The following is a 17,620-nucleotide window of genomic DNA, read 5'->3' on the forward strand; positions in this document are numbered from 1 at the left end:
GTCTGCGCGGCCACCGCGAGCGGCGTCGACGACTTCGTCGCGGCGCTGCGGGAGTCCGTGGCCGCGGCGGTCGCGGCGGGTCCCGTCGAGGTGGCGCCGGAGCTGCGCGCCGCGGCGGCGGCCCTGGACCCCGCCACCCTGGACGACGCCGCGTTCGACGGCCTCCTGGCCCTGGCCGGTCTGGGCGGGGAGGGCGGCGTGGCGGTCCCGAAGCGGATGGCGCCGGTCAACGCGCTGCTCGACGCCGCCCCGCCCCGCCTCCGCGAGGCCCTGCTGATCGCCTTCCTGGACCGCCTCACCCGCTGACGGCCGCTCACCCGGACACCGGCCTTGACACGTCGGCGGCGGCGCGGATTCAGTGGGGACCGGCGGAGATCTCGAGGGAAGGTGGGCATGCGCACGCAGGTGTGGACGAAGCGGCGCCACGTGGACTTCTGCCGGACGCACGCGGCGCTGTGTCGGCGGACCAGCCGTCCCGCCCCTCCGTCCTCCCGGGAGTACTCGTGTCCACCGCCACCCTGCACTGGTTCCTGCCCACCAACGGCGACAGCCGCCACCTCGTCGGGGGTGGCCACGGCGTGTCCACCGAGTCGTCGGGCACGATCCGGCCCGCGGACCTGCCCTACCTGATCCAGGTCGCCCGCGCGGCCGAGCAGGTCGGGTTCGCCGGCGTGCTGACCCCCACGGGCGCCTGGTGCGAGGACGCCTGGCTCACCACGGCGATGCTCGTGGCCCACACCGAACGCCTGCGGTTCCTGGTGGCGTTCCGGCCCGGCTCGATCTCCCCGACGCTGGCGGCGCAGCAGGCGGCGACCTTCCAGCGCCACTCCGGCGGGCGGCTGCTGCTCAACGTCGTGACCGGGGGCGAGGCCCGGGAGCAGCGGGCCTACGGCGACTTCCTCGACAAGGACGCCCGCTACACCCGGACCGACGAGTTCCTCCACGTCGTGCGGGGGCGGTGGCGCGGGGAGACGGTGTCGTTCGCGGGCGAGCACGTCCGTGTCGAGGACGCGGAGCCGGCCCGGCTCCCGGACCCGGTGCCGCCGATCTACTTCGGGGGCTCCTCGGCGGCGGCGGGCCCCGTGGCGGCCGAGCACGCCGACGTCTACCTGACCTGGGGCGAGCACCCGGAGCAGGTCGCGGAGAAGATCGCCTGGATCCGCGGGCCGGCGGCCGAGCGCGGCAGGCGGCCGCGGTTCGGGATCCGCCTCCACGTGATCACCCGGGACACCGCAGAGGCGGCGTGGGCGCAGGCCGAGTCGCTGCTGGCGGCGCTGGACCCGGCGGCGGTCGCGCGCATCCAGACCGGCCTGGCGGCCAGCGAGTCCGAGGGGCAGCGGCGGATGCGGGCCCTGCACGCCGGGCGGTACGACGGGTCGGCGCGCAGCCTGGAGATCGCCCCCAACCTGTGGGCGGGCGTCGGGCTGGTCCGCGGCGGCGCGGGGACGGCGCTGGTCGGCAGCCACACCGAGGTCGCCGACCGGATCGCCGAGTACCACGAGGCGGGCATCGACGAGTTCGTGCTCTCCGGCTACCCCCACCTCGAGGAGGCCTGGTGGATGGGGGAGGGGGTGCTCCCGATCCTCGCCCGCCGCGGGGTGTGGACACCGCCCGGTCGGCTGCCGGTGCCGGAGCCCGCCCCCGTGCCCTTCGCGCCGCGGCTGGCGGCGGGCGGGTGACCAGGGCACCCGGAGGAGGCTCAGGGCCGGTCGCGCTGCTCACCCCACCGCTCCCAGTGCACGACCTCCCCGACCGGGCGCCTGCGCGGCTGCGACCAGCGCCCGCGGGCGGGGTAGCCGAGCGGGACCAGCCCCATGGTGGCGGCGTCCGCAGGCAGGCCGAGCAGCTCCTTGACCTCCTCCTCGTGCGTGAGGTGGAACGAGGTCAGCACCCCGCCGATCCCGTGTGCGCGGGCGGCGAGCAGCAGGTTCTGCACCGCGCCGTAGACGGAGGCGCCCAGGCGCTTGTCGTGGGACTGCGCCGCGCCGGGCAGCACCGGGACGACCCACACGGGCGCCTCGGCGATGTGGTGGGCGAGATGCTCCACCGCGCGGTAGGTCGAGGCGGACAGCCCGCTGGTCGGCCACGGGTCCCGGTCCGGGTCGAGCAGCTCGTCGCGGCGCACCCCGTAGGCCTTCTCCCAACCCTCGACGTAGAACGGGGCGATGGCGGCCTTCGTCGCCGGGTCGCGCACCACCACCCAGCCCCACGGCTGTCGGTTGCCGCCCGAGGGGCCGCGCACAGCCGCGTCGAGCAGATCCCAGAGGACCTCCTCCGGGATCGGCGTGGCAGCCAGGTAGCGACGGGCCGGGGTGGTCTGCAGGCCCTCCAGCAGGCCGACCTTGTCCTCGGGCACGGGGGCTCCTCCTCGGGTCGCGATCACCGTCCACCGTAGGTGCCGCAGGCGCCCGATGGCGCGTCCTCCCACCCTGTGAACGAGCGGAGAGTCGTGTATGGACAGACAGTTGGTGGTCGGTCTCGAGCTCGGTGGCGCCCCGCCCGACGTGGCCGGTCTCGCCGCGCTCGGGCGCCGGGCGGAGGCGGCCGGGCTCGGCTTCGTCACGCTGGCGGACGCGACCGCCGGACCCGGCACGGCCCGCCTCGATCCGGTCGCGGCGGCGGCGTTCCTCTCCGCCCACACCGAGGCGATCGGCCTGGTCCCGATGGTGCACACCGCCCACGCCGAGCCCTTCCACGTGTCCAACCAGCTCTCCAGCCTCGATCTCGGCTCCCGCGGTCGGGCCGGCTGGCTGGTCGGCACGGAGGCGACGCCCGCGCGGGCCGCGGCCCACGCCGTCCGCCACGTCGGGGACCCGCGGACCCTGGCGGCCGAGGCCGCGGACGTGGTCGACGCCGCCCGCAGGCTGTGGGACTCCTGGCAGGACGACGCGATCGTCGCCGACGAGACCACCGGCCGGTTCCTCGACGCCGACCGCGTGCACCACGTCGACTTCGAGAGTCGGACCTTCGGCATCCGCGGGCCCGCGCTGCTGCCCCGCCCACCGCAGGGGCAGGTCCCGGTGGTCGCACCCGAGGGTGTGCTGCCCGCCGAGCTCGTGGACGTCGAGATCGTGCGTGGGGACGGTCTGCGGACGGGCGCCCCGCGCGTGGTCGCCGAGATCGAGATCGGGCAGGCGGGCGCGGGGGCCGCGGCGGAGCTGGTCGACGCGCTGACCCGGCTCGTCGGCGTCGTCGACGGGGTCAGGCTGCTCCCCACGGACGTCGACCGCGACCTCGCCCTGCTCGCGGCCGAGGTCCTGCCCGCGCTCCCGCTGCGGCGCCCGGCGCCGGGGGAGACCCTGCGGGACCTGTTCGCCCTGCCCCGGCCCGCGGGCCGCTACGCCTCCTGAGGGGACCTGCGATGGCCGCCACCGACTACGCCCGCCCGGACGCCCGACTGCACCTGGCGGGGTTCTTCCCCTTCGGGCCTGCCTACGTGTGGTCCGAGGCCGAGCGCCAGGACGTCTACTACGACTTCGCGTCCTGGCGCAGGCTCGCGCAGACCGCCGAGCGCGGCCTGTTCAGCACCCTGTTCCTCGGCGACAGCCAGCGGCTGCGCGAGCACCTCGGCCGGATCACCGACCATTCGGTGACCGGCCGCCCGGACCAGCTGGTGCTCTTCGCCCACCTCGCCGCGGTGACGGAGCGGATCGGGCTGGTGGCCACGCTCAACACCACGTTCAACGACCCCGTCGACCTGGCCCGGCGGCTGGCGTCGGTGGACGTGCTGAGCGGCGGCCGGGCCGGGTGGAACATCGTGACCACCGACAACGACTGGACCGGGGAGAACTTCCGGCGCGGCGGCGAGGTCGGGCACGCCGAGCGCTACCGGCACGCCGAGGAGCACCTCGCGACGGTCCAGGAGCTGTGGGCGGGGTGGTCCCGTGACGGGTCGCGGGAGATCGTCCGGGGTGCGCGGCGGGCGTGGCCGAGCGTGCCGCCCAGCCCCCAGGGGCAGCCGGTGCTGTTCCAGGCGGGGGAGTCGCCGGAGGGCCGGGACTTCGCCGCCCGGCACGCCGAGGGCATCTTCTCCCGCTACCTGCAGTTCGACGCCGCGCTGGAGTTCGCAGGCGACATGCGCCGCAGGCTCGTCCGGGCCGGGCGTCCCGAGGACGACCTGCGGATCTTCCCCGCGACCCGGATCACCCTGGGGGCCACCGAGTCCGAGGCCCGCGACAAGGCCCGCTGGTTCCGCGACCGGACCTGGAGCGACCGCCGGGTGCGCGCGGTGGTCGAGGCGGTGTGGGGCCACGACCTCGCCGACCACCCGGTCGACGGGCCGCTGCCCGCCCACGATCCCGTCGTCGCCACCCAGACCCTGACCAACGGCGTGGTGAACACCAGCGACCGCCCGCTGCGCACGGCGGCGGCCTGGCGCACGCTCGCCGAGGACCGCGGCCTCACGATGCGGCAGCTGGTCCTGCACCTCAACGAGACGGTCGAGTTCGTCGGCACGCCGTCGGGTGTGGCGGACGAGCTGGCCCACTACGTGCGCTCCGGCGCGATCGACGGCCTCAACCTGGTACCGAACGCCGTGCCGGGCGGCTACGACGAGGTGGTCGAGCACCTCGTCCCCGCCCTGCAGGACCGCGGGATCTACCGCACCGCGTACGAGGGCGTCACCCTGCGCGAGAACCTGGGCCTGCGCCCGGCGGTGACCCACCGCCGGGCGGCGGTCTGAGGCGAGCGCTAGGAGGCGAGCGGCTGCGGCACGCGCAGGCCGACGAAGCGGGTGCGCCGCCGCAGCACGAAACCGAGGGACTCGTAGAGCCGGATGGCGTTGGTGTTGGTCGCCGCGGCGTGCAGCAGCGGGGTCTCGCCGCGCTCCCGGATGCCGTGCGCGACCGCGTGCACGAGCCGGGTGGCGAGGCCCTGGCCGCGGAACCGGGCGTCGGTGCAGACCGCGCTGATCTCGGTCCAGCCCGGTGGGTGCAGCCGCTCGCCCGCCATGGCGACGAGCTCGCCGTCTCGCCGCAACCCCAGGTAGGTGCCCATGACGATGGTCCGCGGCAGGAACGGGCCCGGCTTGGTACGCGCCACGAGGTCCAGCATCTCCGGGACGTCCGCGGGCCCCAGGACGAGGGCCTCGGCGTCGGGCTCGGCCGCCACGCCCGCGTCCACGAGCTGGACGCCGGACCCGTCGGACACCAGCTCCCAGCCGGGCGGCGGCTCGACGGTCGCGCCCGAGATCGGGGCGACGCCGCCCGGCCCGACGAGCTCGGCGAGGTCCGCCCAGTCCGCCGGGCCCGGGTCCGTGGGCATCCCGATGAAGGGCGAGACGTCCGTCGGGTAGCGCAGCACGTTCCCGTGCCGGACGGCGAGGTGGGCGTGCGGGCCGAGCAGCGCCGCCCGCGCCGGGTTGTCCAGGACGTGCGCCGTCATCGCAGGCTCATCTCCGCAGCACCTTGCGCGCCAGGGCGTTCCCGATCAGCTGGGCCGCCTGCACGATCACGATGATGATCACGACCGTCACCAGGGTCACCGGCCAGTCGAACTGCTGGTAGCCGTAGGTGATGGCGAAGTTGCCGAGCCCGCCGCCGCCGACGTAGCCCGCCATCGCCGACATGTCGATCACGCCGACGAAGAGGAAGGTGTAGCCGAGGATCAACGGGCCCAACGCCTCCGGGATGAGCACGCTCCAGATGATCCGGAACCGGCTCGCGCCCATGGCCCGCGCCGCCTCGATCACGCCCGGGTCCACCGACACCAGGTTCTGCTCCACCACGCGGCCGATGACGAAGGTCGCCATGGCCGCCATCGGGAACAGCACCGACTGCGTGCCGATCGTCGTGCCCATGACCAGCAGGGTCAGCGGCCCGACGGCGGTGATGAAGATGATGAACGGGATCGGGCGGACGATGTTGACCAGCACGTTGAGCAGGTGGAACACCGGAGTGTTGGCCAGCAGACCGCCCTTGCGGGTGGTGTAGAGCGCGACGCCGAGGGCGAGGCCCAGCAGACCGGCGATCAGCATCGTCCAGAAGACCATGTAGACGGTCTGCTGGAAGGACAGCCAGAGCACCGGCGCGAGCGCGGCCCAGTCCGTCATGCCTCCTCCACCCGGGTGTGGGTGCGCAGCTCCGCGAGCAGCGCGTCGACCGCCGCGGGGTCGCCGTCGAGGGCGAAGGTGATGCTGCCCAGCGGTTTCCGGGCCAGCTCGCGGATCCCGCCGTAGACGATGGTGCTGCGGACCTCGTGGGTGGCGAGCAGCTCGGAGAGCACCGACTCGACGCCCGCCCGCACCCGGACCGTCACGATCCGCCCGGGGAAGAGATCGCGCAGCCGGGCGAGCGTCTCGTCCGACGGCCGATCCTGCAGCACACTGTGGACGAACCGGCGGGTGGCCTGCTCGCGGGGCTCGGCGAACACGTCGTACACCGGGCCCTGCTCGATCACCCGCCCCTGCTCCATGACCGCCACGGTGTGGCAGGTGGAGCTCACGACCTCCATCTCGTGGGTGATCACGACGATGGTGGTGCCGAGCTCGGCGTTGATCCGGCGCAGCAGCGCGAGGACGTCCTGCGTGGTCTCCGGGTCGAGCGCGCTGGTCGCCTCGTCCGCCAGCAGGATGCCGGGGGAGGTGGCCAGCGCGCGGGCGATCCCGACCCGCTGCTTCTGCCCGCCCGAGAGCTGGGCGGGGAAGCTGCGCGCCTTGTCCGACAGGCCCACGAACTCCAGCAGCTCCGCGACGCGGGCGCGCCGGCGCTCGCGGGACCAGCCCGCGATCCGCAGCGGGTAGCCGACGTTGCCCGCGACCGTCCGCGACGCGAACAGGTTGAACTGCTGGAAGATCATGCCGACGTCCGCGCGCAGCTCCCGCAGGCCCCGCTCACCGAGCGAGCCGGTCTCCCGGCCCGCCACGGTGACGGTGCCCGCGTCGGGCAGCTCCAGCGCGTTGATCATCCGCACGAGGGTGCTCTTGCCCGCCCCGGAGTAGCCGATGACGCCCACGATCTCGCCGGGTCGGACGTCGAGGTCCACGCCGTCCACGGCGCGCACCCCGCCCGGGAAGGTCCGGGAGGCGCCGCGGAACGAGATCACCGGTGCGGTCATCCGCGGCCCGCGGCCCGGATGGTGTCCTCGATCTGCGCGGTCGTGGCCTGCAGGTCCGCGGCGTCGTTTGTCTTGAACACCCCGCCCGAGCCGAGGTCCCGCTTCGCCGCCTCGATCACGGCCGGGTCGTGGTAGATCTCGGCCAGCTTCAGGTAGATAGGGTTGTCCTTGTCCGCCGCGCGGGAGACGAACGCGTTGATGTAGGGCTTGGCGGCGTCGGAGTCGGGGTCCTCGGCGTAGAGCACCTTGTCCTGGCCGAGGTTCGCGGCGGTGGCGTAGTTGTTGTTCACGATCGCCGCGTCGACGCCGTTGAGGTTGGCGGCGGTCTGCGCCGCGTCCACCGGGAGGACCTGGACCCGGGACGCCGCGGTGTCGACGTCGTTGGGCGTGGACAGGGAGTTCCCGCCGTCCTTCAGGGTGATGAGCTTCGCGGACTGCAGCACGAGCAGCGCGCGGGCCTGGTTGGTCGGGTCGTTCGGGATCGCGACCTTGCCGCCCTGCGGGATCTGGTCCAGCGAGGTGTGGGCCAGCGAGTACAGCGGCAGCGGGTAGACCGCGGTGGCGCCGATCGGGACCAGCGTGTCGTTGTTCTTGACGTTGTAGTTGGCCAGGTACTGCAGGTGCTGGAACTCGTTGAGCTGCAGCTGCCCCTGGGACAGCGCCGGGTTCGGCTGGTTGTAGTCGGTGAAGTTCACCAGGTTCACCGTGATGCCGGCCTCGGCGGCCTTGGTCTTGTAGACGTTCCAGTAGTTCTCGCTCGCGTCCGCCACACCGATGGAGACGGTCTGTCCGCCGGAGTCGGAGCCGGACGGCGCGGCGCCGGGGGCGGCGCAGGCCGCGGCCAGCAGGGCGGCGGGGACTAGGAGACAGAGCGTGCGGAGCCGACCATCGGCACGATGGAGGAGCGCACGGGACAACCGTGACGAGCGCATGACGAAGGATCCTTCTTCGTGGGGGGACTGCGGGGGCGGCCGGTGGGCCGCGGGGAGGGGACCCGGAGAGGCCTCAGCAGGGGCGACAGCAGGCGCCTGCGACGCGCAGGAGATCCACGTGACGGCGACGCACCAGAACCCGCCCCATCACGTGCCCCACGCCTCTCGGTCCCCGGCGGGCCGACGGCCCGCGACATGACGATCGTGTGACGTCGCAGGTCGGGAGGTCAAGCTGGAGGGGTCGGCCTGTGGCTGCGCTCACCCGAGCGCCGGTGCGGCCCCTTGCCGTCGGGTGATCTGTCCGGTAGGAAACTCCGCGTGCCGCACACCCCATTGGTCCGACGGTTGACCGTCGACCTGTGCCGCCTGTGCTCGGTCACCTGTCGGGGGATCTGACCGCCACCCCACGGGCCGCGCTGCGGTCCGTTCCGCCCACGTCCTCGGGCGCCGCACCCTCCTGTCCCGTTCCGGACGGCGGTCGGCGCCCGCGTGGGCTCCACCCCTCTCGGAGAGGACCTCCATGTCCACCCCCGCCCACGCGCCACCGGCAGGTGGCGTCGCCGCCCCGCGGGAGCCCCGCCGCTCCCGCCCGCCCGCCAGGCTGCGGAAGATCCTGCTGCCGGTGCTGTCCCTGGTCGTGTTCCTGGTCGTCTGGCAGATCGTGGCCGCGACCGGCGTCTGGAACGAGACCTTCGTGCCGTACCCGTCGACGGTGTGGGACGCCTTCGTCGCCGTGTCGACCACGCAGGACGGCACCCGCGGCTACCAGGGCTACCTGCTCTGGGAGCACCTCTACATGACGCTGCGACGGGTGCTCGCGGGCGTGGTCCTCGGCGTCGCGGTCGGCGTCGTCGTCGGTCTGGCCATGGGCACCGTGCCCTGGGTGCGTCGGGTCCTCGAACCGTGGCTGACCTTCCTGCGCGCGCTGCCCCCGCTGGCCTACTTCTTCCTCCTGGTGATCTGGCTGGGCATCGACGAGGCCCCGAAGATCACACTGCTGGCCCTGGCGGCGTTCCCGCCCGCCGCGGTGGCGACCACGGCTGCGGTCGCGGCCGCGCCGGTCGGCCTCGTGGAGGCGGCCCGCGCGCTCGGGGCGAAGCCCGGCCAGGTCATCCGGGACGTGATCGTCCCGGCGGCCCTGCCGGAGACGTTCACCGGGATCCGGCTCGCGGTCGGGATCGCGTACTCGTCCGTGGTCGCCGCCGAGCTGTTCAACGGGATCCCCGGGATCGGCGGCATGGTCAAGGACGCCAGCAACTACAACAACACCCCGGTGGTCCTGGTGGGCATCGCGGCCATCGGCATCTCCGGTCTCGTGATCGACGGCCTGCTGCAGGCGGCCGAGCGACGCGCCGTTCCGTGGAGGGGAAGAGCATGAGGATCCGTACCGCGCTGGTCGCAGGCCTGGTCGCACTCACCGCGCTGGCGGGCTGCGCCGTGGGTCCGGCCGGGCAGGACTCGTCGAAGCCGACGATCCGGCTCGCCTACCAGTCGTTCCCGAGCGGTGACCTCATCGTGAAGGAGAACCGCTGGCTGGAGGAGGTGCTGCCGGACTACAACGTCCAGTGGACGAAGTTCGACTCCGGCGCCGACATCAACACCGCGTTCATCGCCGGTGAGCTGGACTTCGGGGCGATCGGGTCGAGCCCGGTCGCGCGGGGTCTGTCCGCCCCGCTGAGCATCCCCTACGAGGTCGCGTTCGTGCTCGACGTCGCAGGCGACAACGAGGCCCTGGTGGCACGCAACGAGTCCGGGGTGACGGACGTGGCGGGTCTGCGGGGCAAGCGGATCGCCACCGCGTTCGCCTCGACCGCGCACTACAGCCTCCTGGCGGCCCTGAACCAGGCCGGTCTCACCGCGGGCGACGTCCAGCTCATCGACCTGCAGCCGCAGGCGTCGCTGGCCGCCTGGGAGCGCGGCGACGTCGACGCCGTCTACACCTGGTTGCCGACGCTCGACGAGCTCCGCAAGACGGGGAAGACCCTCATCGCCAGCCGGGAGCTGGCGACCGCGGGCAAGCCGACGCTCGACCTCGGCGTGGTCTCCACGGCGTTCGCCACAGAGCACCCGGAGGTCGTCGACGTCTGGCGGCAGCAGGAGGCCCGCGCCCTCGGCGTCATCAAGGACGACCCGACCGCGGCCGCCGCGGCCATCGCGAAGCAGATCGGGATCACCCCGGACGAGGCCGCCAACCAGCTCCAGCAGGGGGTGTACCTCACCCCGCAGGAGCTGACGTCCGCCGAGTGGCTGGGCACCGACGGCGCGCCGGGCAACGTGGCCCAGAACCTGCACAGCGCCGCGCAGTTCCTCGCCGAGCAGGGGCAGATCCCGGCGGCGCCCGACCTGGCGACCTTCCAGAAGGGTCTCTACACGAAGGGCTTGCCGAATGTCCTCCAGAGCTGAGCAGGACCTCACCGAGCAGACCGCCCAGCCCGAGCCCCGGCCCGGCGCGGAGGGCTCCATCTCGGCCGACGGTGTCGGACACTCCTACCCGGGGCGCCCGGAACGGGTGCAGGCGCTGGGACCGCTCGACCTGCACGTGCGACCGGGGGAGTTCCTCGTGCTCGTCGGGGCCTCGGGCTGCGGCAAGAGCACACTGCTGCGGCTGATCGCGGGCTTCGAACGGCCCACCGACGGCACCCTGACGGTGTCCGGCCGCGTGCCGGAGCCCGGCAGGGGCGCCGGGGTGGTGTTCCAGCAGCCGCGGCTGTTCCCGTGGCGGTCGGTGGGCGGCAACGTCGACCTCGCGCTCAAGTACGCGGGCGTCGAGAAAGCCGACCGCGCCGTCGCCAGGGAGGGCCTGCTGGAGCGGGTCGGGCTCGGCGGGACGGCGGACCGGAGGATCTGGGAGATCTCCGGCGGCCAGCAGCAGCGGGTGGCGATCGCGCGGGCGCTCGCCGCGCGCACCCCGCTGCTACTGCTGGACGAACCGTTCGCCGCGCTCGACGCGCTGACCCGCGAGCGCCTCCAGGAAGACGTCCGGTCGGTGAGCCACGAGACCGGCCGGACCAGCGTGTTCGTCACCCACAGCGCGGACGAGGCCGTATTCCTGGGCTCCCGCATCGTGGTCCTCACCGCGCGGCCGGGGCGGATCGCGCTGGACCTCACGGTGGACCTGCCGCGCTCCGGCGTCGACCCGGACGAGCTCCGCGGCTCGCCCGAGTACGCGGAGCTGCGCGCGCAAGTCGGCCACGCGGTGAAGGAGTCCGCCGCCGTGCGGGCCTGAGCTGCGGGCCCGAGACGGCCGGACCCGCCGCCGGGCGGCGGGTCCGGTGCGACCACGGATGCTTGCGCGTTCATGGTCTTGACATTCCAACGGGTGACAGGTTGAGTACGGAGCGTCCATCAAGAGCGGCCGAGAGACCCGGATCGACGACGCCGCAGCAACCCGCGCAGCCGCGCAGGGTGCTACCGCCGGGTGCGATGGGAGTCGTCGATGCCGAGCCGAGCGCCCCGCGCCGCAGGCCTGACCAGCGTGGACCTCACCCGGCGTCGGGTCGTCGACCTCTGCAGGCTGCGGTCCGACCTCTGCTCCTGACCGGCCCCGCCGGTCCCCGCCCGGCCCGACCCGATCGGTCGGTGCCGGTCGCGCTGTGCGTCCTCCACCCTCCCACCCGCCCGAGAGGTGACCTGTGTCCGCGATCCCCGCACCCCGCTGTCCCGGGTCCGCGATCCCCGGCCCGCCCCAGTCGGCGGAGGTCGTCGTCGTCGGTGCGGGGGTCACGGGCACGGCCGTCGCCTGGCAGCTCGCCCGGCGCGGGCACGAGGTGCTGCTGCTCGAGCGGTTCGGCCCCGGCCACGACCGGACCGTGGGTCGCGACGGGACGGCGTACACCGTCCGGCAGACCCACGCCGACCCCCGGCTCGGCCGGCTCGCCGTCGAGGCGTACGCCGGTTGGCGGGAGCTGGAGCGCGAGACGGGCGCGGAGTTGCTGACCGTGACCGGCGGACTCGACCACGGCGACCCCGATACGACCGCAGCCCTGGCCGCGGGTCTGACCGCCCAGGGCGTCGTGCACGAGTGGCTGGAACCCACGCAGGCGCAGCGCCGATGGCCGGGGCAGGAATTCGTGGGCCGGGTGCTGCACCAGCCGGACCGAGCGGGCCGAGTGCGTACCGAGCACGCGGCCGCGGCGTTCGGGGCGGCCGCGGTCGGGTGGGGCGCCGTGGTGCTCCACCCGACCGCGGTCGAGGCGCTGGAGGTGCGCGGTCCGGCCGCCGTCGACGTCCGCACCACCGGAGGGACGGTGCGCGCCCGCCGTGTGGTGGTGACGGCCGGGCCCGCGTCCGCGAGCCTGGTCGCGGACCGCCTCGCGGTGCCCACGCCGCACGCGGTGCCGGAGCGCGCGGTGCGGTTCACCCGCCGCACCGCGATTCCCGCCGGGCCGGTCGCGGTCCACCACACGGCGAACGGTCCGCTGTCGGTGGCGCCGCTGTCCGACGGGCGGGTCGAGGTCGGGACCGCGGGCCCCGAGTCCCTCCCCTCGACCGGCCGACTCATCGACTACGCGCAGCGGTACCTGCCCGGCCTGGACCCGGGCACCGCGCAGACCGTCGAGCGCCGCGCGACGGCGGCCTCCGACACCGGGTTCGCGGCCGCCGCAGGCCCGGTGGCCGTCGGTGTGGGGCTCTCCGGGCGGGGCCTCGCATTCGCCCCCGCCGCCGGACGCGTGCTGGCGGACCTCGTGACGGGAACGGGTGACCGGGTGGGTGCCGCATGACCGAGGTGACCCGCGGACCCGCCCGCGCGACCGCTCCGGAGGAACCCCCAGACGGCGGCGAGTCCGCTCTCACGAACCTGACGGTCGTACCCGCCCGCCATCCGTGGCGGTGGGCCGCGACGGCGGTCGTCCTCGTGCTCGCCGCGATGGCGGTGCACGCGCTCGTGACGAACCCGGCCTGGGACTGGCCCACGGTGGGTGCGTACCTGTTCGCGCCGTCGATCCTGCGCGCGGTGGCGCTGACGTTGCAGCTCACGGTGCTGGGCATCGTCGTCGGGTTCGTGTTGGGGACCGTGCTGGCGGTGATGCGCCTGTCGCCCAACCCGTTGCTGCGCTCGGTCAGCTGGACCTACATCTGGGTGTTCCGTTCGGTCCCGCTGATCCTGCAGCTGCTGTTCTGGTACAACCTCGCCCTGCTGTACCGGTCCATCTCCTTCGGCATCCCGTTCGGTCCGGCGTTCTTCGAGATCGGCACCATGGACCTGATCACTCCGGTCACCGCGGCGGTGCTGGGGCTGGCCCTGCACCAGGCGGCCTACGCGGCCGAGGTGGTGCGCTCCGGGTTCCTCGGTGTGGACCAGGGGCAGCTGGAGGCCGCGGCGGCGCTGGGCATCCCGCGGTGGCGGCGCTTCCGCCGCATCCAGCTGCCGCAGGCCATGCGCACCATCGTCCCGACGGCGGCGAACGAGCTGATCGGCCTGGTCAAGGGCACCTCGGTGGTCTACATCATGGCGCTGTCCGAGCTCTTCTACCAGGTCCAGGTGATCTACACCCGGACCGGCCGGGTGATCCCGATGCTGCTGGTGGCCGCCGCCTGGTACCTCGCGCTCACCACCGCGCTGTCGATCGGCCAGTTCTACGTCGAGCGGTACTACGCCAAGGGGGCGTTGCGGGTGCTGCCGCCGACCCCGATCCAACGACTGCGCACCGCCGTGCGGAGGGCCCGATGACCACGACGACGACGCCGATGGTGGAGCTGAAGGGCGTCCACAAGAGCTTCGGCGCGGTGCAGGTGCTGCGCGGCGTCGACCTCACCGTAGGCGCGGGCGAGGTCACGGTGCTGCTCGGCCCCTCGGGCTCGGGGAAGTCGACGGTGCTTCGCGCGATCAACCACCTGGAGAAGGTGGACCGCGGCTTCGTCCGCGTCGACGGCGAGCTGATCGGCTACCGGCGCGCCGGGAACCGGCTGCACGAGCTGCCGGAGCGGCTGATCCTCAAGCAGCGCAACCGCATCGGCTTCGTGTTCCAGAACTTCAACCTGTTCCCGCACATGACCGTGCTGGAGAACGTCGCGGAGGCACCGGTCTCGGCGCAGGGCCGGGACCGGGCGACGGTGCGGACCGAGGCCCGCGAGCTGCTCGACCGGGTCGGGCTGAGCGACAAGGCCGACGAGTACCCGCGCAGGCTCTCCGGAGGACAGCAGCAGCGGGTGGCGATCGCCCGCGCGCTGGCCCTGCGGCCTGCGCTGCTGCTGTTCGACGAACCCACCTCGGCGCTGGATCCCGAGCTCGTCGGGGAGGTCCTCGACGTCATGCGGGACCTCGCCCGCTCCGGCACCACGATGGTCGTGGTCACCCACGAGATCGGCTTCGCCCGGGAGGCCGCGGACACCGTGGTGTTCCTCGACGAGGGCCGGATCGTGGAACAGGGCCCGCCCGCGCAGGTGCTCGACGACCCGCAGGAGCCGCGGACCCGCGCGTTCCTGTCCGCCGTACTGCACTGACCGCGTACCCGCACCACTGGAAAGGCACCCACCCATGTCACGCATCCCACGGCCACTGCGCCACCTGCGGCTCGTCGCCGTCGCCCTCGCCCTGCCGCTGCTGGCGACGATCGCCTGCGCCGGGCCCGATCCCGACCAGGCCGCCCCGCCCGGCGGGGGCGCCACCGTGAACACCAGCCCGGACCAGAACCGGGTTCGCGCCCAGAAGGACGACGCCATCGCGGCCACCCTCCCGCAGGCGATCCGGGAGCGTGGCACTCTCGTCGTCGGCACCACCGGCAACGGCACCCCGCCGCTGTCCTTCACCGCGGACGACGACCGCACGATCATCGGCGTGGAGCCGGACATCGCGCAGCTCGTGGCGGACAAGCTCGGCCTGCGCCTCGAGCTGCAGCCGACCTCGTGGGAGAACCTGTTCCTCGCCACCGAGTCCGGCCAGTACGACGCGGGCTTCTCCAACGTCACGGTGACCGAGGAGCGCAAGGACAAGTACGACTTCGCGACCTACCGCACCGACACCATTGCCTTCGAGGCGCGCACCGACGGGCCGGTCGAGAAGATCGCCGAGCCGAAGGACGTGGCGGGCCTGACCATCGGGGTGGGCGCGGGCACGAACCAGGAGCAGCTGCTTGTCCGCTGGGACGAGCAGAACAGGGCGGCGGGCCTCGCCCCGACGACGATCCAGTACTACCAGAACCCGGGCGACTTCTACCTCGCGTTGGACTCCGGCCGGCTCGACGCCTACCTGGGCCCCAACCCGACCTCGGCCTACCACGTCGCGACCGGCGGCACCACGAAGATCGTCGGGACGCTGAACGGCGGCGGCGACGTCCAGGCGGACATCGCCGCGATGACGAAGAAGGGCAACGGCCTGGTGCAGCCGCTCGCGGCGGCGCTCAACGCACTGCGCGAGGGTGGTGAGTACCAGCAGGTCCTGCAGCGGTGGAACCTCTCCGCGGAGGCCGTGCCCACCTCGCAGGTCAACCCGCAGGGGCTGCCCAGGAAGGCCGCGTCCTGACCCGGCCGGCCCACTCCCGCAGGTCATGTTCGGGGAGTGCGCCGAGGACGGCGAAGGCGTCGAGGTAGGGGGCGAGGTCGCCGCGCTCGGTCCAGCTCGTCAGCCGGGCCGCGGACCGTCGGCTGATGAGGCCGCGGGCCGGCTCGAAGCCCGGCGCCCGCACCACCGTCCGCGGTTCCGGGCCGGTCGTCCACGACCAGGCCTCGCCGTGCAGCCCCAGCGATGCGTCCTCGGGGAGCCGGCCTGCGAACCGCTCGGTCAGCGTCGCCCGCAGAGCGGCCAGCCCGGGGGTGTCCTCGGCGCCGGGTGTGCCGAGGGCGCCGCGCAGGTCCTGTTCGTGGATGACGGCGTCGTTCAGCGGCCGCGGCGCGTGGTGGCGCATCCAGTCCTGCACCGGCCCGGCGACCTCGGCCCATTTGGCGACGAGCTCGTCGACGATCCGCCTGCGGCGCTTCTCGACCTGTGCCGCGGTCCAGTCCGCGTGGTGCTCGTCGGGCTCGTCGCCCTCCCCACGACGTCGGTGCCCAGTCCGGCCATGTGGGAGAACAGATCTCGGGCCGTCCAGTCCGGGCAGGCGGGCACCGGACGTGCAGCTGAAGGGCGGCGGACATGGCCCGCAGCCGGACCTGATGACCCCCGGGTTCCCGACGGAGCTCGGACTGGCCCACGCTCCCCGCGCGGCGCTCGGCCTCGGCAGGCTGGGGCGGCGATGGTCCGCAGCGCGGCTGCGTGGGGACGCGTTCCCCCCCCAGTCAGTCTCCCCCGGGAGCGGAAGGCATACCCGCGGCGGGTAACTCTCGCGCTCGACCTGAGCGGTGGCACCGAGCGCTGAGCGGGCGGAGCGTCCTCGCGAGGATCGCTCTCAAGTTCGCGCGGCGACCGGCTGATCGCTTTGAGTCCCAGGCCGCCGAGATCACCGACCTGCTCGGCCTTGCCGACCTGGCCCGAGGCCAATCCGCGCAGTTGTCCACCAGCGTCTGCCGCGAAGGGCGGTCTTGTCGACCACTGGCCTCATCTCCGGGAGCCACAAAACGCGCGATAGGCGGCGGTTGGACTGACCAACAGGGGGCTAGTCCATAAGCGCCAACGAGAAGCTGACGCTGTGGTGTGGATCGAGGCGATGAGAGGTCTCCGCCAAGCGCACGACGCCGGTCGGCGAGGCTGCGGGCTGATGGCCCGCCGGGGCCCTGGATCCGTCGCGGCTGGCAGCGGTGGGCGGCCTACGCGGACCGTCCGAGGGCGCGCGATCGTGGGCCTCCCGCATCGACATTACTGAGGTTGAGGAAAATCGCAATCCGAGGTATCCGAAGCGTGGGTCCCGGATGCCATGTCCTTGGCCGAGCTTGCCCGTGTCGTTCCCCGCCGCAAAGCCGTTCTGCAGAGATCCTTTCGGCCCTTCGGGTTCGCTGCGCCCGAAAGCATCTTGCTGCTGCGGCTTGGCGTCGGGTCCCTACGACACGTCCGGGGCGCTCTCAGGGTGATGCGGCGTTCCGCCGATCGCCCGCCTATCGGCCAAGGAGAGCTCTGATGGATGACGAGTTGAACGCGAGCTGCCCGGAATGTGGCGCGCACGTGATACCGGTGCCCCCACGAAACTGGATCACGCCCGATGAGACGCCCGGCTGGACGCACGCCTGGGATGGCACGGCGTTGTGCCCGGTCGTCGGCAAGGACGGCTACCGCCCGGCGGAGCCGGTGCTGCACCTGAACGGCCCGGACATGGTGTTGATCATCCGAGGGCGGGAGGCCACCCGATGACACTGCTGAGCCTGGACCCGAGGGCGCTGACGTTCGCGGCGAATGTGCGGACGGAGGTGTCGCTGTCGCGGGAGTTCATCGCGAGCGTGCGCGAGCGAGGCGTGTTGCAGCCGGTGGTGGCATATCCGGGTGTCGAGGGGCCGGTGGTGGAGTTCGGGCACCGCCGCACCCTGGCGGCGTTGAAGTGCGGGCTGCCGAACATCCCGGTGATGTTGGTGGAGGTGCCGGAGGGTGCGGACCGGGTGACCGATCAGCTGGTGGAGAACGACCAGCGTGCCGGTTTGTCGACCGCGGAGCGGGTGGCGGGCTGGGAGCAGCTGGCCGCGTTCGGTCTCTCGGCGTCGGCGATCGCCAAACGCACCGGAGCCAAGAAGACCGACGTCACGACGGGCTTGAAGGTGGCCGGGTCGGAGTT

20 protein-coding genes, 1 pseudogene and 1 riboswitch are annotated in these 17,620 nt (G+C 73.3%); of the genes and pseudogenes, 13 read left to right on the forward strand and 8 right to left on the reverse strand.

Annotation, left to right across the window (positions count from 1 at the left end):
- Window positions 1-306 (forward strand): annotated as a pseudogene (locus BLS43_RS30355) (aspartate aminotransferase family protein); the annotation flags it as partial.
- Window positions 307-503: 197 nt separating this feature from the next.
- Complete coding sequence (locus BLS43_RS28480; RefSeq protein WP_093089805.1) at window positions 504-1,679, forward strand: LLM class flavin-dependent oxidoreductase; 1,176 nt, start codon at window positions 504-506, stop codon at window positions 1,677-1,679.
- A 20-nt stretch (window positions 1,680-1,699) separates the two neighbouring features.
- Here the strand turns inward: BLS43_RS28480 and BLS43_RS28485 are convergent, their stop codons facing one another.
- Window positions 1,700-2,356, reverse strand: a complete 657-nt coding sequence (locus tag BLS43_RS28485) for a nitroreductase family protein (RefSeq protein WP_093089806.1) — start codon at window positions 2,354-2,356, stop codon at window positions 1,700-1,702.
- 97 nt (window positions 2,357-2,453) lie between these two features.
- Here BLS43_RS28485 and BLS43_RS28490 point away from each other — a divergent pair, with 97 nt between their 5' ends.
- Both BLS43_RS28490 and BLS43_RS28495 read left to right on the forward strand, forming a co-directional pair.
- Entirely contained in the window at window positions 2,454-3,350 is an 897-nt protein-coding gene (locus tag BLS43_RS28490; protein WP_093089807.1) for an LLM class flavin-dependent oxidoreductase, read from the forward strand.
- An 11-nt stretch (window positions 3,351-3,361) separates the two neighbouring features.
- The gene (locus tag BLS43_RS28495) at window positions 3,362-4,681 is read left to right on the forward strand and encodes an LLM class flavin-dependent oxidoreductase (RefSeq protein WP_093089808.1); all 1,320 of its coding nucleotides are present in this window, start codon (window positions 3,362-3,364) and stop codon (window positions 4,679-4,681) included.
- A gap of 8 nt (window positions 4,682-4,689) precedes the next feature.
- Here the strand turns inward: BLS43_RS28495 and BLS43_RS28500 are convergent, their stop codons facing one another.
- From BLS43_RS28500 to BLS43_RS32255, 5 genes are all read right to left on the reverse strand, one after another.
- The gene (locus tag BLS43_RS28500; protein WP_093089809.1) at window positions 4,690-5,382 is read right to left on the reverse strand and encodes a GNAT family N-acetyltransferase; all 693 of its coding nucleotides are present in this window, start codon (window positions 5,380-5,382) and stop codon (window positions 4,690-4,692) included.
- A 7-nt stretch (window positions 5,383-5,389) separates the two neighbouring features.
- Window positions 5,390-6,049 (reverse strand): methionine ABC transporter permease, encoded by a 660-nt coding sequence (locus BLS43_RS28505; protein ID WP_093089810.1) that lies wholly within the window; start codon window positions 6,047-6,049, stop codon window positions 5,390-5,392.
- Window positions 6,046-7,053 carry a methionine ABC transporter ATP-binding protein gene (locus BLS43_RS28510; RefSeq protein ID WP_093089811.1) on the reverse strand — a complete coding sequence of 336 codons (1,008 nt, stop codon included), beginning with the start codon at window positions 7,051-7,053 and terminating at the stop codon, window positions 6,046-6,048. The genes BLS43_RS28505 and BLS43_RS28510 overlap by 4 nt, the downstream gene beginning before the upstream one ends.
- Window positions 7,050-7,985, reverse strand: coding sequence for a MetQ/NlpA family ABC transporter substrate-binding protein (locus BLS43_RS28515; protein ID WP_093089812.1), 936 nt, complete (start codon window positions 7,983-7,985; stop codon window positions 7,050-7,052). Before BLS43_RS28515 ends, BLS43_RS28510 begins: the two co-directional genes overlap by 4 nt.
- Window positions 7,986-8,058: 73 nt before the next feature.
- Complete coding sequence (locus BLS43_RS32255) at window positions 8,059-8,319, reverse strand: putative leader peptide (protein WP_425438585.1); 261 nt, start codon at window positions 8,317-8,319, stop codon at window positions 8,059-8,061.
- Window positions 8,320-8,505: 186 nt separating this feature from the next.
- On the opposite strand from BLS43_RS32255, the gene BLS43_RS28520 reads away from it, so the two are divergent.
- The 7 genes from BLS43_RS28520 (at window position 8,506) to BLS43_RS28555 (ending at window position 15,447) form a co-directional block, all read left to right on the forward strand.
- Window positions 8,506-9,363, forward strand: coding sequence for an ABC transporter permease (locus BLS43_RS28520; protein WP_093089813.1), 858 nt, complete (start codon window positions 8,506-8,508; stop codon window positions 9,361-9,363).
- Window positions 9,360-10,388: a taurine ABC transporter substrate-binding protein gene (locus BLS43_RS28525; RefSeq protein ID WP_093089814.1), complete on the forward strand. Its 1,029-nt coding sequence runs from the start codon at window positions 9,360-9,362 to the stop codon at window positions 10,386-10,388. Before BLS43_RS28520 ends, BLS43_RS28525 begins: the two co-directional genes overlap by 4 nt.
- Window positions 10,372-11,211, forward strand: a complete 840-nt coding sequence (locus tag BLS43_RS28530) for an ABC transporter ATP-binding protein (RefSeq protein ID WP_093089815.1) — start codon at window positions 10,372-10,374, stop codon at window positions 11,209-11,211. The genes BLS43_RS28525 and BLS43_RS28530 overlap by 17 nt, the downstream gene beginning before the upstream one ends.
- A 113-nt stretch (window positions 11,212-11,324) precedes the next feature.
- A riboswitch (SAM riboswitch) is annotated at window positions 11,325-11,415 on the forward strand.
- Between the two features lie 202 nt (window positions 11,416-11,617).
- Entirely contained in the window at window positions 11,618-12,706 is a 1,089-nt protein-coding gene (locus BLS43_RS28540; protein WP_093089817.1) for an FAD-dependent oxidoreductase, read from the forward strand.
- Window positions 12,703-13,656: an amino acid ABC transporter permease gene (locus tag BLS43_RS28545; RefSeq protein ID WP_093089818.1), complete on the forward strand. Its 954-nt coding sequence runs from the start codon at window positions 12,703-12,705 to the stop codon at window positions 13,654-13,656. The genes BLS43_RS28540 and BLS43_RS28545 overlap by 4 nt, the downstream gene beginning before the upstream one ends.
- Window positions 13,653-14,429 carry an amino acid ABC transporter ATP-binding protein gene (locus BLS43_RS28550; RefSeq protein ID WP_093089819.1) on the forward strand — a complete coding sequence of 259 codons (777 nt, stop codon included), beginning with the start codon at window positions 13,653-13,655 and terminating at the stop codon, window positions 14,427-14,429. The genes BLS43_RS28545 and BLS43_RS28550 overlap by 4 nt, the downstream gene beginning before the upstream one ends.
- A 34-nt stretch (window positions 14,430-14,463) precedes the next feature.
- Window positions 14,464-15,447, forward strand: a complete 984-nt coding sequence (locus BLS43_RS28555; RefSeq protein ID WP_093089820.1) for an ABC transporter substrate-binding protein — start codon at window positions 14,464-14,466, stop codon at window positions 15,445-15,447.
- Here the strand turns inward: BLS43_RS28555 and BLS43_RS28560 are convergent.
- A complete protein-coding gene (locus BLS43_RS28560) occupies window positions 15,410-15,841 on the reverse strand; it encodes a hypothetical protein (protein WP_093089821.1) in 432 nt (143 codons plus the stop codon). The two genes, BLS43_RS28555 and BLS43_RS28560, sit on opposite strands and share 38 nt — an antisense overlap.
- Complete coding sequence (locus BLS43_RS32260) at window positions 15,802-16,269, reverse strand: maleylpyruvate isomerase N-terminal domain-containing protein (RefSeq protein WP_425438586.1); 468 nt, start codon at window positions 16,267-16,269, stop codon at window positions 15,802-15,804. Before BLS43_RS32260 ends, BLS43_RS28560 begins: the two co-directional genes overlap by 40 nt.
- A gap of 705 nt (window positions 16,270-16,974) precedes the next feature.
- Between BLS43_RS32260 and BLS43_RS28565 the strand changes: the two genes are divergently transcribed.
- Entirely contained in the window at window positions 16,975-17,205 is a 231-nt protein-coding gene (locus BLS43_RS28565; RefSeq protein ID WP_093089822.1) for a hypothetical protein, read from the forward strand.
- Window positions 17,202-17,620 (forward strand): ParB/RepB/Spo0J family partition protein (locus BLS43_RS28570; RefSeq protein ID WP_176921623.1); only part of this gene is annotated, 419 nt, incomplete at its 3' end. The genes BLS43_RS28565 and BLS43_RS28570, both read left to right, overlap by 4 nt.

The organism is Pseudonocardia oroxyli (assembly GCF_900102195.1).
Taxonomy (GTDB): domain Bacteria; phylum Actinomycetota; class Actinomycetes; order Mycobacteriales; family Pseudonocardiaceae; genus Pseudonocardia; species Pseudonocardia oroxyli.

Coding starts and splice junctions, on each gene's coding strand:
- BLS43_RS28495 (WP_093089808.1), top strand. CDS start 3,362: ATGGCCGCCACCGACTACGCCCGCCCGGACGCCCGACTGCACCTGGCG.
- BLS43_RS32255 (WP_425438585.1), bottom strand. CDS start 8,319: ATGGGGTGTGCGGCACGCGGAGTTTCCTACCGGACAGATCACCCGACG.
- BLS43_RS28505 (WP_093089810.1), bottom strand. CDS start 6,049: ATGACGGACTGGGCCGCGCTCGCGCCGGTGCTCTGGCTGTCCTTCCAG.
- BLS43_RS28525 (WP_093089814.1), top strand. CDS start 9,360: ATGAGGATCCGTACCGCGCTGGTCGCAGGCCTGGTCGCACTCACCGCG.
- BLS43_RS28490 (WP_093089807.1), top strand. CDS start 2,454: ATGGACAGACAGTTGGTGGTCGGTCTCGAGCTCGGTGGCGCCCCGCCC.
- BLS43_RS28520 (WP_093089813.1), top strand. CDS start 8,506: ATGTCCACCCCCGCCCACGCGCCACCGGCAGGTGGCGTCGCCGCCCCG.
- BLS43_RS28530 (WP_093089815.1), top strand. CDS start 10,372: ATGTCCTCCAGAGCTGAGCAGGACCTCACCGAGCAGACCGCCCAGCCC.
- BLS43_RS28550 (WP_093089819.1), top strand. CDS start 13,653: ATGACCACGACGACGACGCCGATGGTGGAGCTGAAGGGCGTCCACAAG.
- BLS43_RS28515 (WP_093089812.1), bottom strand. CDS start 7,985: ATGCGCTCGTCACGGTTGTCCCGTGCGCTCCTCCATCGTGCCGATGGT.
- BLS43_RS28500 (WP_093089809.1), bottom strand. CDS start 5,382: ATGACGGCGCACGTCCTGGACAACCCGGCGCGGGCGGCGCTGCTCGGC.
- BLS43_RS28555 (WP_093089820.1), top strand. CDS start 14,464: ATGTCACGCATCCCACGGCCACTGCGCCACCTGCGGCTCGTCGCCGTC.
- BLS43_RS28510 (WP_093089811.1), bottom strand. CDS start 7,053: ATGACCGCACCGGTGATCTCGTTCCGCGGCGCCTCCCGGACCTTCCCG.
- BLS43_RS28565 (WP_093089822.1), top strand. CDS start 16,975: ATGGATGACGAGTTGAACGCGAGCTGCCCGGAATGTGGCGCGCACGTG.
- BLS43_RS28545 (WP_093089818.1), top strand. CDS start 12,703: ATGACCGAGGTGACCCGCGGACCCGCCCGCGCGACCGCTCCGGAGGAA.